At 72.2% G+C, this 13,491-nt stretch carries 9 protein-coding genes; 5 read left to right on the forward strand and 4 right to left on the reverse strand.

Going from position 1 to position 13,491, the window contains the following annotated elements:
• The first annotated feature begins 21 nt into the window (after positions 1-21).
• Positions 22-1,563, forward strand: a complete 1,542-nt coding sequence (locus tag ACH4FH_RS07250) for a DNA-3-methyladenine glycosylase 2 family protein (RefSeq protein WP_398554738.1) — start codon at positions 22-24, stop codon at positions 1,561-1,563.
• Between the two features lie 67 nt (positions 1,564-1,630).
• Here the strand turns inward: ACH4FH_RS07250 and ACH4FH_RS07255 are convergent, their stop codons facing one another.
• Positions 1,631-2,113, reverse strand: coding sequence for a DUF456 domain-containing protein (locus tag ACH4FH_RS07255; protein ID WP_398554739.1), 483 nt, complete (start codon positions 2,111-2,113; stop codon positions 1,631-1,633).
• Positions 2,114-2,569: 456 nt separating this feature from the next.
• Here ACH4FH_RS07255 and ACH4FH_RS07260 point away from each other — a divergent pair, with 456 nt between their 5' ends.
• From ACH4FH_RS07260 to ACH4FH_RS07270, 3 genes are all read left to right on the forward strand, one after another.
• Positions 2,570-3,025 carry a hypothetical protein gene (locus ACH4FH_RS07260; RefSeq protein ID WP_398554740.1) on the forward strand — a complete coding sequence of 152 codons (456 nt, stop codon included), beginning with the start codon at positions 2,570-2,572 and terminating at the stop codon, positions 3,023-3,025.
• 854 nt (positions 3,026-3,879) lie between these two features.
• Positions 3,880-5,034, forward strand: a complete 1,155-nt coding sequence (locus ACH4FH_RS07265; RefSeq protein ID WP_398554741.1) for a protein phosphatase 2C domain-containing protein — start codon at positions 3,880-3,882, stop codon at positions 5,032-5,034.
• Positions 5,035-5,200: 166 nt separating this feature from the next.
• Complete coding sequence (locus ACH4FH_RS07270; protein ID WP_398554742.1) at positions 5,201-6,943, forward strand: pyruvate dehydrogenase; 1,743 nt, start codon at positions 5,201-5,203, stop codon at positions 6,941-6,943.
• Between the two features lie 31 nt (positions 6,944-6,974).
• Here the strand turns inward: ACH4FH_RS07270 and ACH4FH_RS07275 are convergent, their stop codons facing one another.
• Positions 6,975-10,112, reverse strand: coding sequence for an alpha-mannosidase (locus tag ACH4FH_RS07275; protein WP_398554743.1), 3,138 nt, complete (start codon positions 10,110-10,112; stop codon positions 6,975-6,977).
• 207 nt (positions 10,113-10,319) lie between these two features.
• On the opposite strand from ACH4FH_RS07275, the gene ACH4FH_RS07280 reads away from it, so the two are divergent.
• Positions 10,320-10,793 carry an ATP-binding protein gene (locus ACH4FH_RS07280; RefSeq protein ID WP_398554744.1) on the forward strand — a complete coding sequence of 158 codons (474 nt, stop codon included), beginning with the start codon at positions 10,320-10,322 and terminating at the stop codon, positions 10,791-10,793.
• A 74-nt stretch (positions 10,794-10,867) separates the two neighbouring features.
• Here the strand turns inward: ACH4FH_RS07280 and ACH4FH_RS07285 are convergent, their stop codons facing one another.
• Positions 10,868-11,944 carry a DUF2637 domain-containing protein gene (locus tag ACH4FH_RS07285; protein WP_398554745.1) on the reverse strand — a complete coding sequence of 359 codons (1,077 nt, stop codon included), beginning with the start codon at positions 11,942-11,944 and terminating at the stop codon, positions 10,868-10,870.
• A gap of 257 nt (positions 11,945-12,201) precedes the next feature.
• The gene (locus ACH4FH_RS07290) at positions 12,202-13,446 is read right to left on the reverse strand and encodes an SLC13 family permease (protein ID WP_398554746.1); all 1,245 of its coding nucleotides are present in this window, start codon (positions 13,444-13,446) and stop codon (positions 12,202-12,204) included.
• Positions 13,447-13,491 lie beyond the last annotated feature (45 nt).

The raw sequence follows: 13,491 nt of genomic DNA on the forward strand, positions 1-13,491 counted from the left end.
CGGGCCGCGCACACTGGTGGCGTGAGGGATGACGAGGCGAGATACGAAGCGGTGTCCAGCCGGGACGCCCGGTTCGACGGGGAGTTCTTCTTCGCGGTGGTGACGACCGGCATCTACTGCCGGCCCAGCTGCCCCGCGGTCACCCCGAAGCGGGTGAATGTGCGCTTCTTCCCGTCGGCCGCCGCCGCGCAGGGCGCCGGATTCCGCGCCTGCCGGCGCTGCCGCCCGGACGCCGTACCGGGCTCCGCGGAGTGGAATGTCCGCGCCGACCTGGTGGGCCGGGCCATCCGGTTCATCGGGGACGGCGTGGTCGACCGCGAGGGCGTCGGCGGGCTCGCCCGGCGGCTGGGATACAGCGCCCGCCAGGTGCAGCGGCAGCTGACCGCGGAACTCGGCGCGGGCCCGGTGGCCCTGGCGCGCGCCAGGCGAGCGCACACCGCGCGGCTGTTGCTGCAGACCACGGCGCTGCCGGTCACCGAGCTGGCGTTCGCCGCAGGGTTCGCCAGCATCCGGCAGTTCAACGACACGATGCGGGACATCTACGCGGGCACGCCCAGTGAACTGCGTGCGGCGGCCGGACAGGCCGGCGGCGGCCGGCGGGCGCCCCGGCGGGCCGAGGGTGGCGATGCGGGGCAGTCTCCGGGCGGCGGGATCGCCCTGCGGCTCGCCTACCGGGGCCCGTACGCCGCGGCCGAAGTCTTCGATTTTCTCCAGCTCCGCGCGGTGCCCGGTGTCGAGGAAACGAGCGGGGCACGCGGCAGCCGCACCTACCGCCGTACGCTGCGGCTCGCCTACGGCAGCGGGATCGCCGAGGTCGACGAGCACGCGGGGGCGCCGCAGCGGCGCAGGCCGCCGGCCGGGCTGGTCTGCCCGGCGGAGCGGGGCGCCGACGGCGGCTGGCTGGAGTGCCGGCTGCGGCTGACCGACCTGCGGGACCTGTCCACCGCGGTGCAGCGCCTGCGCAGGCTGTTCGACCTGGACGCCGACCCGTATGCGGTCGCCGAGCGGCTGGGGGCGGATCCGCTCCTCGGGCCGCTGGTGGCCCGGCGCCCGGGGCTGCGTTCGCCCGGTGCCGCGGATCCCGAGGAACTGGCCGTGCGGACCGTCCTCGGCGGGCCGCCGGAGCGCGCTGCCGAGCTGGTGCGGGCCTACGGCAAGCCGCTGGACGCGCCGGACGGCGGGCTCACCCACGTCTTCCCTGCTCCCGGCGACCTCACCGGCGCACAGGTCGCGGAGCCGGTGCGCGCACTGTGCGCCGCGCTCGCGGACGGGGCGGTCGTGCTGGACGCGGGAGCGGACCGCGACGCCGCCGAGCGGGCGCTCGCAGCGCTCCCCGGAGTCGGGCCCCGGTCGGCGGCCATCATCCGGATGCGTGCACTGGGGGACCCGGACGTGCCTGCCGCAGAGGCGGCGCGGCCGGAAGGGGCGATGCCGGGCGCCGGATGGCGGCCGTGGGGCGCCTACGCCCTGCACCACCTGTGGCGGGCCGGGCTCTTGCCGGACGGGGAACTGCCCGGGGCGGACCTGTCGGCGTGCGCGCCCGCGGGGGCCTTTGCCGGGTGACAGGGACGGCCTGGGAGCCGGGTGTGCGGCGTGGCCCGGAGGCGGGGGTTGTCGCACGCCGGCCCGCTCAGCCCGCGAGCACGACACCCATCCAGGCGCCGAAGATCAGCAGACAGGCGAACAGTTCCAGCAGCACGCTCAGGCCGATGGTGCGCATGACCGTGCGGGTGGAGGACCAGGCGTCGCCATGGCTGCCCAGCCGGATGCGCTCCAGGGCGTAGAGCCCGCCCACGCCGCCCAGCAAGCACCCCAGGACGGGGAGGACGAAGAATCCCACGATGCCGGCGACCCCGGCCAGGAAGAGGGTGCGGTAGGGCGCTCCGGCGGTGCGCAGGTCACGGGCGGGCAGCAGCCACTTGAGTGCCTGGTTGAGGAGCAGGACGCCGGTCGCGGCGATCAGGACCGTCCAGGCGACCGAGGTCTGCTCGGTCAGCGCCCACCACAGCACACCCGCCCATACGATCAGCGGCCCGGGGATGCCCGGCACCAGCACCCCGAACAGACCGAGCAGCATGACCAGGCCGACCGCGACCAACTGCCACACGCTCATGCGCCGGCCTCACTCCGTTCGGCGGACGCGCGCTCGCAGCCGTGGGCCGTGGAACGCGCCCGGTGCAGCGTGCGCCCGTTCCCGGCTCGTACGCTGCGTTCCCTCATGGCCCAAGCCTGCCGGACGGGGAGCGGTCGCGCCCCTCGGGAACTGCCGCGTCCACGGCTCCGGCGGCGTCCGACTGCTTCGAGGAGGCGCACGCGTCGTGCGCTGCGCCGGAGCCGCCCCGGCTTCCTGACCTGGGACGTCGCCGACCCTGCGCTTACCATGTCCCGGTCAATTCAACTTGGCGGGGGAACCGGGGGACGGAGCGGTAGGCCGAGCAGTCGGCCCGCTTCACCCTCGCAGCCGAGGCGTCACCGCATCCGGTCGGCGCGCTCGGCTCGAAAGCCACATCTGCGAAGGAACGTCATGCGTTTCCACCGAACACTTGCCACCGTCGGAACCCTTATCGCCTTGGCATCGGTTTCCGCCTGCGGGGGCCTGCCCTCCGCGGGTTCGTCCCAGGAAGCCGGGGACCTCCTCCGGTCCGCACTCGGCTGCGAGAGCATCGACATCGCCTCGCCCCGGGAGGTGCAGCAGGTGAGGTCGATGGGTCTCACGGGCGTCAACGGCGGCGGCGAGTGCGAGGATCCGGCGGGTGGCGACGGCGACGTCGACTTCCTCACCGTCGAGGACATGGCGGCGTTCCAGACCTCCGTCAAGGGTGACGAGGACGAACAGGACGACCTGATGGTCGGCGACGACTTCGCCGTCGACCCGAGCAGCGACGATCAGCGGCAGTCGCTCCTCGACGCCGGGCTGCTGTTCCTCAACTGCACCCCGCACTTCACGGCGCCGGAGGGCAGTACGGCTGAGGACGGCGCCGTTGAGGGGTGCACCACGACCGACTATGCGGAGGATGTCGACTGAGGTCCCGGTGCCGGATCCGCGCGGATGTCGTCCGCGCGGATCCGTTCCTCGGTCGCGGATGGCCTTGGCGGGCGCGCTCGGGGATACGCGACAACTCCCCTCCCCAGCAGCTGACTTGGGCCCTCACTGCGCCCTCGCCGTTGGCGCGTGGCGCTCGGCCGGGCAGTCGCGTGGGGTGGTCCGCCCGCCGGTGCTCCTCTTTCGCGCCCTGTTGACGCAGCGCCCATCCATGGACAATACGGTCCATGAACCATCAGGGGGCACCACGCGGCCACGAGGACGACTGGTGGCGGCGGTTGTACGGCGACGAAGACGACGACGGCGGGGGGAGAGGGGGCCGGGTCCGTGGCCCGGCGCGGGACACCGGGCCGTCCGATGCCCCCGACTCGCTCGAAGACCGGGTCAACTCGGCACTGCGGGCGGTGGGTTACTCGCCGACGGGTCCCAGGGGGCCGGTGGGTCGGGGAGAGCAGGCGGACCAACGGGCCCCGGGGGATCCGGCGGACCTGGCGGCCCCGGGTGGTCCCGTGGACGCCGTGGCCCCCGCAGGCCAGGCCGATCCGGCCGATCCGGCCGATCCGGCCGACCGGGCCGGCCCGAGACCGGCGAGGCGGCAATCCACAGAGCGGGAGCGGAATCCGGCGTCCCGGGCCACCGCGGGGCCCGGACCCGCGGAGCGTAAGCCCTGGGAGCCGACCGCGTGGGAGCCGAGGCAGTGGGAGCCGCCCCGCCGGGCCTCGACGCCGCGCCCCCCTCGCCCCTCGGCCCCGATTCCGTTGCAATCCACCGGTCCGGGCTCGCGCGGGAACGCGCCACCGTCCACGCCGCCGCAGTCACGGACGCCCTCGGTCCCCGTGTCCACCAGCTCATATGACGCCCCGGAGGACACTCCACCCGACACACCGACGTCGGGACCCGCACCCCAGGCCCCCGTCCCGCCTGAACCGGGCCCGTCGACAGGGCCATCGTCGGGACCCGTATCCCGGAACCCGGTCCCGCCTGAACCGGAGCTGTCGACAGGGCCGCCGTCGTCGCCCGCCGCCCGGACCCCCACCTCACCCGAGCCGCCGCCGTCCCCGCCACCCGTACCCCACCCCACCCGCGACCGGGCCCCCGCGTACGACCCCGAACCGCTCACCCTGCCCACCGCTGACCCCGCCGCGCTGGACGAGCTGGTACCCGACACCGCGCTGGACGGCGCCCGCTACGGCTCGCTGACGCTCCGGGCCGTCTCGCAGCGCGGGGAAGACGGCCGCTATCGAGGCGAACCCCGGCGGGACGCCCTGCTCACCGCCCGCTTCGGTGCGGGCCGGCATGCCCTGATCCTCGTCGCCATGGCCTCCGGCAGGCCGGACATCGACGGTTCGCACCGCGCCGCCCGCGACGCCTGCGCCTGGATCGGCGGCGCGGTCGGCCGCAGCCACACCCGTCTGTCCGACGACATCCGCACCGGCCACCGCGGTGCCCTGAGGTCCGGTCTCCAACGGCTCACCGACCGCAGCTTCGGCAAGCTGCGAGGCCGGGCGGCCGAGCTGGGCGCGGAGCCGGAGGAGTACACCGCCGCGCTGCGCTGCCTGCTGCTGCCGGCCGACCCGGAGTGCAGCACCCGAGTGTTCTTCGGCGTCGGCGAGGGCGGACTGTTCCGGCTGCGAGACGGCGCATGGCAGGACCTGGAGCCTGCCGGGGTGGACGCCGACGGGAGCGACGCGGCCCACGGCGTCGGGCAGTACGGGAACGGTCCTGGCGGCTCCTACGCGTCCGGGGCCGATCCGCGACCGGACCCCTTCCTCTTCCGGGCGTGTACGGCCCGGCCGGGGGACACCCTGCTGCTCTGCAGCGCCGGCATGGCGGAGCCGCTGGCGGAGGAGCCTTCGTGTGCCGCCCGACTGGCCGCGGCATGGCGGGACGGCCGGCCACCCGGCCTGGCCGCCTTCCTCGCCGCCACGCAGTTCCCGGTCGAGGGGCACACGAAGGACCGGACCGCGGTGGGTGTCTGGGAGATCCCCTAGGCCGTGTCCGCCGCACGGGGGACACCGGAGGCGAAGCCCGGCCGCGCGTGGGTTCATGGGAGGCAGGTGAGCCCGTGCCCCCGGCCGGTGCGCCACCCGCCGGTACGCCCCCGGCGGGCGCCCGTGCCTCTCCCACCCCGCCCGCCACTTGAGGAGCGACAGCGACATGGCGAAGCAGACCGTTGCCGAGCAGTTCGTGGACATCCTGGTGCGCGCGGGGGTGCAGCGGCTCTACGGTGTCGTCGGCGACAGCCTGAACCCCGTGGTGGACGCCATCCGCCGCAACCGTGCGATCGACTGGATCCAGGTCAGGCATGAGGAGGTCGCGGCCTTCGCGGCCGGGGCGGAAGCGCAGCTCACCGGCAAGCTGGCGGCCTGCGCCGGTTCCTGCGGCCCCGGCAACCTCCACCTCATCAACGGCCTCTACGACGCGCACCGCTCGATGGCACCGGTCCTCGCCCTCGCCTCGCACATCCCCTCCAGCGAGATCGGCACCAACTTCTTCCAGGAGACGCACCCCGACCGGCTGTTCACCGAGTGCAGCCACTACAGCGAGCTGATCTCCAGCACCAAGCAGATGCCGCGGGTGCTCCAGACGGCGATCCAGCACGCCGTAGGGCAGAGCGGAGTCGCCGTCGTCTCGCTGCCCGGAGACATCGCCGGAGAGCAGGCCCCCGAACGGCCCATCGAGCACGCGATGGTCACCTCCCGCCCGTCGGTGCGCCCGGGAGACGCCGAGATCGAGCAGCTGGCCCGCATGATCGACGCGGCGGACAAGGTCACGTTGTTCTGCGGCAGCGGCACGGCGGGCGCACACGCCGAGGTGATGGAGTTCGCGGAGCGGGTGAAGTCCCCGGTCGGGCACGCGCTGCGCGGCAAGGAGTGGATCCAGTACGACAACCCGTACGACGTCGGGATGAGCGGGCTCCTCGGATACGGCGCGGCCTACGAGGCCACCCACGAATGCGATCTGCTGCTCCTGCTCGGCACGGACTTCCCGTACAACGCGTTCCTGCCCGACGACGTGACGATCGTCCAGGTCGACGTCCGGCCCGAGCACCTGGGCCGCCGCACCAAGCTCGACCTCGCCGTCTGGGGCGATGTCCGCGAGACGCTGCGCTCTCTGATGCCGAAGGTGCGGCCCAAGCCCGACCGCAAGTTCCTCGATCGGATGCTGAAGAAGCACGCCGACGCGCTGGAGGGGGTGGTGAGCGCCTACACCCGCAAGGTCGACAAGCATGTTCCCATCCACCCCGAGTACGTCGCCTCCCTCCTGGACGAGGAGGCCGCCGACGACGCGATCTTCACGGTCGACACCGGCATGTGCAACGTCTGGGCGGCCCGCTATCTCACCCCCAACGGCCGGCGGCGGGTGATCGGTTCGTTCAGCCACGGCTCGATGGCCAACGCCCTGCCCCAGGCGATCGGCGCGCAGTTCCTCGACCGGGGGCGGCAGGTCGTCTCCATGTCGGGCGACGGTGGATTCTCCATGCTGATGGGCGACTTCCTCACCCTGGTGCAGTACGACCTGCCGGTGAAGGTGGTGCTGTTCAACAACTCCTCGCTGGGCATGGTGGAGCTGGAGATGCTGGTGTCCGGGCTGCCCTCGTACGGCACCACCAACCACAACCCGGACTTCGCAGCGATCGCCCGTGCGGCCGGGGCGCACGGCGTGCGGGTGGAAAAGCCCAAGCAGGTGCGCGGGGCGCTGCGCGACGCGTTCAAGCACAAGGGCCCGGCGCTGGTCGACATCGTCACCGACCCCAACGCCCTGTCCATCCCGCCGAAGATCAGCGCGGAGATGGTGTCCGGCTTCGCGCTGTCGGCGGGCAAGATGGTGCTGGACGGCGGGGTCGGCCGGATGCTGCAGATGGCCCGCTCCAACCTGCGTAACATCAAGCACATGTGACTGATCGTCACGCTCACCAGGTCCCTGGCGCCTACCGGTGCTGCGGGCGCAGCCGCAGTGTCAGGATCTGGAACGGTCGTAGCTCGACGGTCACATCGGAGGTCGGCCCTTCCTCCTCCTCGTGCAGCGGCCGCTCCAGCAGATCGGTGACGGTGGCCCCCTCGACCGCGAAACCGGGGGAGAGGGTGCCGGTGGCGCGGCCCCCGTGGGACTCGTAGAGCCGTACCACCACGTCACCGCTGCGGTCCTCGGCCAGCTTGACCGACTCGACGGTGAGCGCCGGATGGTCGACGCGGATCAGCGGGTCCGGAGCCGGGACCGGCGCGGTCGGGGGAGTGGGCGCCGCGGCGGACCGGAGGGGAAGGTTGAGGGCAAGGCCCTCCGCGACCGCGTCGCCGACCTCGGCGCCCGGCAGCAGCGCGTAGGTGAACCGGTGCGTGCCCTGGTCGGTCTCCGGGTCGGGGCTGTGCGGGGCGCGCAGCAGTGTCAGCCGGACCGTCGTGCCCAGGCCCTGGGCGTGGGGGGACCGGGTGACGTCGTGACCGTACGTCGAGTCGTTGAGCAGCGCGATGCCATAGCCCGGCTCGGCGACCCGCAGCCAGCGGTGCGCGCAGATCTCGAACCGGGCCGCGTCCCAGCTGGTGTTGGCTTGCGTGGGGCGGTGCACATGTCCGAACTGCACCTCCGCGGTGGACCGTTCGGCGTGCACATCCAGCGGGAAGGCGGCCTTGAGGACCTTCTCCGACTCGTGCCAGTCGACGTCGGTGGTGATGTCGACGCGCCGCGAGCCCGCCCGCAGTGTCATCTCCTGGGTGATCTGGGAGGCGCCGAACGCCCTGGTCACCCGCACGGTGGCGGACAGCGGGCCGGGCGCCACCAGCTCGACGGATTCGGCGTCGGTCAGATCGGTGTGCCGGTTGCGGTAGTGCCGGTCGAGGTCCCAGGCGTCGTACTGGTTGGGGTGGTCGGGGTGGAGCTGGAGCAGATTGCCCCGCGTGCCCGGGGCCAGCACCTCACGTCCTGCGGTGAGGTCGCGGACGGACGTCAGCAGCCCGTCGGCGTCGACGCGCAGTCGCAGCAGGCCGTTGTCGAGGGTGAAGGTGCCGCCGTCGCTCTCCGCGCGGACGGGCGGCGGGGCGTGGCCTTCCGGTGTGGCGCCGACGACGGCCGCACCGAGGGCGGGTACGTGAACCGCGACGGCCGTGCGCCCGCCGGGTGTCGGCATCTCGACGATCTCGTCCCGCGCGTACGGCGACGCGTTGAAGACCGTTAGTCCTTCCGCCGCCGCGGCGTCCGCCGGTTCGCCGGCCGCGCCCAGCGCCGCGAGGGCGGCGTCGGTCAGCGCGGTCAGCTCCGCCTCGACGGCGGCGTACGTGGCGCGGGCCTCACGGTGGACCCAGGCGATGGACGAGCCGGGCAGGATGTCATGGAACTGATGGAGCAGGACGGTCTTCCACAACCGGTCCAGCGCGTCGTACGGGTAGGCGTACGCCCCCGTGTCGCCCGCCCGTACGGCGGCCGTCGCCGCCCACAACTCCGCCTCGCGCAGCAGGTGTTCACAGCGCCTGTTGCCCTGCTTGGTCTTCGCCTGTGAGGTGTAGGTGCCGCGGTGGAACTGCAGATACAGCTCCCCCGACCAGACGGGCGCTGCCGCCCCGTACTCCTCGTGGGCCGCCGCGAAGAACCGCGACGGCGGCTCGATCGTGACCGTGGGCGAGCCCTCCAGGGAGCGCAGCCGCCGGGCCCGCTCCAGCATCTCGCGGGTCGGTCCGCCCCCGCCGTCGCCCCAGCCGAACGGCACCAGGGAGCGGGTCGCGCGCCCCTTGTCGGCGAAGTTCCGTTCGGCGTGGGCGAGTTCACGGGCGTGGAACTGGGAGTTGTAGGTGTCGACCGGCGGGAAGTGCGTGAAGACACGGGTGCCGTCGATGCCCTCCCACCAGAAGGTGTGGTGCGGCATCTTGTCGGTCTGGTTCCACGACAGCTTCTGGGTCAGGAACCACTTCACCCCGGCCAGCCGCGCCAGCTGCGGGAAGGCCGCCGTGTAGCCGAAGGAGTCCGGCAGCCAGATCTCCTCGGTCTCCACCCCCAGCTCCTCCAGGAAGAAGCGCTTGCCGTGCACGATCTGCCGCGCCAGTGCCTCACCGCCAGGCATGTTGGCGTCCGACTCCACCCACATCGAGCCGACCGGCGCCCAGTTCCCCGCACGCACCGCTTCCTTGATGCGCTCCCAGAGGTGCGGCTGGTTGTCCCGCACCCACGCGTACTGCTGCGCCTGCGAGCAGGCGAACACCAACTCCGGGTATTCCTTTGCCAGTTGTGTCACATTGGCGAAGGTGCGGGACGCCTTGCGCACGGTTTCCCGCAGTGGCCACAGCCAGGCCGAGTCGATATGGGCGTGTCCGGCGGCCGACACCCGGTGCGCGCTCGCGCAGGCCGGACGGCCCAGCACCTCGGTGAGCTCGGCCCGCCCCGCGGCCGCCGTCCCGGAGACGTCGTGCAGGTCCAGCGCGTCGAGCATGTTCTCCAGCGCCCGCAGGATCTCGTGCCGGCGCGGCCGGTCGGCGGGCAGCTCGTGCATCAGCTCGGAGAGCACCTCGATGTCGAGGATCAGCTGCCAGACGGTCTCGTCGAGCACGGCCAGATCCGCCGAGGCGAAGCGGTACAGCGGCCGGTCCGGCGCGGTGGTGATGTCGCCGAGCGCGGTGGGCCGGAAGTCCCGCAGCACCGCGGGGTTCGCGGCTGCCTCCAGCAGCAGGCGCACGTCCTCACCGCCGCGCGCCGGGGCGCCGACGGGGACGTGCCGGTTGCGCGGATGGATGCCCTTGAGAGGGACGCCGTCGGCGTCGTGGACCAGCCCCTCCGCCTGGAAGCCCGGCCCGTCGCCGCTGAACCCGGGGTCGAGGACGGCCTCCACCCGCAGCCCCGCCCACTCCTGCGGCACCTCGCCCGCCAGCCGGAACCAGCTCGTCGACCAGGGCGGGCCCCACGCGTCACCCACCGCGAACTGCTCGTACCGGGCTCGCAACGCCTCCCGCACCGGCACCGGCTCGCCCGGCACATGCCATGCGGTGAGGCGCAGCGGCACGCGCGCCGCGTACTGCGCGGGCCTGATGAACTGCCCCAGCGCCCGCTCCAGGCGCCCCTCCACCAGCAGTCGGTCGTCGTGCACAGCGGCTCCTCACGCTCGTACGGAACACGTCCCAGGCGTGTCACCGCCAGGCATACCCACTGGCGGCCGGGTCGGCCCACCCGGCGCGCGGAAGCCGTGCCCCCGGCCGGCCGAACACCGAAGCATGGCGCCTTGCCCGATGGGCATGCATGACCGTGAGGCTGTTCGAGGAAGAGCGCCGATGGTTCGTTCGGGGCGGGGGAGAGAATGCGTCAGCCTGTGCGGCGCGAGGAACGGGAAAGACGACAGGAAACGGCCGACCGGAGCCGGCGAGGGGCGTTATCGCCGCCCCCTCCGCGGACGCTGGAACGCAAGGTACGGCCCGCGGACCTGCGCGCGGTCGGCGAGGTACGCAACGAGCTGCGGCAGCTGCTCAGTCGCTGGGCGCCGCCGGGCGGTGGTGAACTCGCGGAGGTGGCGACGCTGCTCACCAGCGAGCTGGTCACCAACGCGTTGGTGCACGCCAAGGGCGGCGCCGTCGTCACGGCCACGGTCACCGACCGGCTGCGGGTGGAGGTGCGCGACTTCGTGTCCCGCCGCCCGGAACCCCGTGCGCCGACCGCTGACGGTACCTCCGGCAGGGGTCTGATGCTGGTGCGCTCCTTGGCCGACGCGTGGGGCATCCGGTCCCACGGCGTCGGCAAGAGCGTGTGGTTCGAGCTGGGTGGCGGACCGGCCTGACGGGCCTCGGGGGGCGCCGGCCGGCACGGTCCGCCACCAGGGACGGCGCGGGCGGGACGGAATGTGGTCACCGCTTAGCCGAATTGCCGTTCGATCCGGGCGAGTTTCTCCTCCAGGGAGTCCAGCCGGGGCAGGGTCTGGGTGTCGTCCTCGGCGGTGAGGTCCACGGTCAGCCGGGTCTCGGCTGCCGCGGTCGCGGCGGCCTCAGCGGCGGACACGGCCTTGAGGGCCGGGCGGGAGCGCACCGGCAGTTCTCCTGCGGAAAGCGGCTGGGACCCGGCTATGGCTGGGTCCTGACCGGCCATCTCGGCAGTCGCGCCCTGCGTCACCGCAAGCCTGCCGCCGCCCCTGCCGATGCCCCAGGAGCGGTGCTGCCGGTTGATGGCCTTGATCCGGGCCCGGTCGAGCTTGCCCTGCTCGCGCCTGCGGTGACGGTTCTGCTCCTTCTCGCGGCGGTCCTCCCGCACCTCTTCGACCGCCTCGTCCAGTGTCCGCACGCCTTCCAGCAGCATCAGCGACCACGCCGCGAAGGTCTCGCGGGGAGCGCGCAGCCAGCGGACGATCCGGATCTGCGGCAACGGACGGGGCACCAGGCCCTGTTCGCGCAGCGCAGCTCGGCGGGTCTGCTTCAGCGCGCGGTCGAAGAGGACCGCGGCCGACAGCGACATCCCGGCGAAGAACTGCGGCGCGCCGGCGTGTTCTAGGCCCCGGGGCGCGTGCACCCAGTTGAACCAGGCCGCCGCGCCGGCGAACGTCCACACCAGCATGCGGGAGCCGAGCGCCGCGTCGCCGTGGCTGGCCTCGCGCACCGCGAGCACGGAGCAGAACATCGCGGCTCCGTCGAGCCCGAAGGGCACCAGGTACTCCCAGCCCCCGGAGAGGTTGAGGTTCTGTACGCCGAAGCCGACCAGGCCGTGGAAGGACAGTGCGGCGGCGACCGCCGCACAGCAGAACAGCAGCAGATACGAAGCCGAGGCGAAGACGGCTTCCTTGCGGCGGCGACGCTCCTCGCTGCGCTCCCAGGAGTCCTCGCCACCGGACCGGGCCGCCGCACGCTTGCCGCGCAGGACCAGCGTCACGGCCCCCAGGACCCCGGCGAGCATCAGGACTGCCGGAATCAGCCAGTCCAGCGATATGTCGGTCATCATCATTCTGGGATCCCTTGCCTCGCGTACGCGGTTTCGCGCGACATCCTGGCGGAAGGCGCGGCCGCAACTGAGGTATTCGGAACAAGGCGACGCCATGGGGTGCGAGGAAGCCGCCCTGGCGTCGAACTACCGTTCCCTCGTGGAGGGTTGAGTTCGAACGAGATCACCCTGGCGGGTGGCGTGGGGGATCGGGGCGCGAGGCTGCGCGTCGCTCGTCGAGGCCGCGTGCACGGGTGGGGAGCCCGCAGGAGGGCAATCCGTCACGACCAGGGCAGTACGAGGGTTCCCCATGCAACGACGGGGCCGAGGCCGACGATGGCACAGGTGTAGCCAAGTACCTGCCGGTAGAAGCGTTGGCGGTCGACACCGCGGGCGTTGCTGAGAACGAGGGCGCCGTTGGTGGAGAAGGGCGATACGTCGACGATCGTGGTCGAGATGGCCAGAGCCGCGATCAGGCCGGCCGGGTTGAGGTGGCTGGACAGCAGCAGCGGGACGGCGATCGGGACGATCGCGGTCAGGATGGCCGTCGAGGAGGCGAAGGCCGAGGTGACGGCCACGGTGAAACAGAGCAGAAGCGCGACGAGCAGCGGTGTGCCTATCGTCGCCATACGCTCCGAGACGTTCTCGATGATGCCCGCCTTCTCCAGCATGGCCACGTAGGTCATCATGCCGGCGACCAGGAGCAGTGTGTGCCAGCTGATGCCGTCGACCGCGTTCTCCTGGCGCTTCATGTCCAGCAGGGCGAGAACCGCCCCTGCCGCGAGGGCGAGGAACCCGATTTCCAGATGGAATCCGAGGGCGCCGACCACCAGCCCGACGAGTGCGACGAGGGTGAGGGCCTGGCGCCAGGTGATCCCTGACGGGCTCTCGGCGGAGGTCTGCTCCTCTTCGGTCATGCCGGCGGTTTCGGTGCGCTTGCGCAGCACCGCGACGGTGATCAGAGAGAGAACCAGGTTGACGACGAAACTCGCGAGGAACAGCGTCACCGGAGCGATGGAGAGTTCGGTGCTGTGCACCAGGCCGAGGACCAGTGCGCCGGAGACGGCGATCGGTGAGAACGCCCCGGCATGCGCGCCGCTGATCACGAGCATGCCGCACATCAGCGGGTTCAACCCGTAGCGGAAGGCGAAGTTCATGGCGATGGGCGCGAGGATCGCGACTGCGGCCGGTGTGAAGGTGCCGAACGCTGTGAGTACGGCGGCCACGAGGAAGAGAACCCATGGGATCAGTCCCACCTTGCCGCGCACCAGACGCACGCCCGCCGACACCAGAAGCTCGATCGTGCCGTTCCTTCGTGCGATGGCGAAGAGATAGGTGACACCGACGATGGTCACGAACAACTGGACGGGGAAACCCTCGAAGATCTCCTCTTCTGTGAGGCCGAGCGACGCGGTACCCACAAGGAAGGTGGCGACGAAGGCGAGGATGCCGAGATTGATCGGCAAAACGGTGCCCACGACGAACATGACGAGCAGGGCGCCCAGGGAGATCACTTCAGCAGACATCATTGTCCTCATGAGGCGGAGGTAGAACAGGGGCTGGGTGGTCGG

The organism is Streptomyces sp. NPDC017993, assembly GCF_044328065.1.
Classification (GTDB): Bacteria; Actinomycetota; Actinomycetes; order Streptomycetales; family Streptomycetaceae; genus Streptomyces.

Coding starts and splice junctions, on each gene's coding strand:
- ACH4FH_RS07255 (WP_398554739.1), bottom strand. CDS start 2,113: ATGAGCGTGTGGCAGTTGGTCGCGGTCGGCCTGGTCATGCTGCTCGGT.
- ACH4FH_RS07270 (WP_398554742.1), top strand. CDS start 5,201: ATGGCGAAGCAGACCGTTGCCGAGCAGTTCGTGGACATCCTGGTGCGC.
- ACH4FH_RS07280 (WP_398554744.1), top strand. CDS start 10,320: ATGCGTCAGCCTGTGCGGCGCGAGGAACGGGAAAGACGACAGGAAACG.
- ACH4FH_RS07285 (WP_398554745.1), bottom strand. CDS start 11,944: ATGATGATGACCGACATATCGCTGGACTGGCTGATTCCGGCAGTCCTG.
- ACH4FH_RS07290 (WP_398554746.1), bottom strand. CDS start 13,446: ATGTCTGCTGAAGTGATCTCCCTGGGCGCCCTGCTCGTCATGTTCGTC.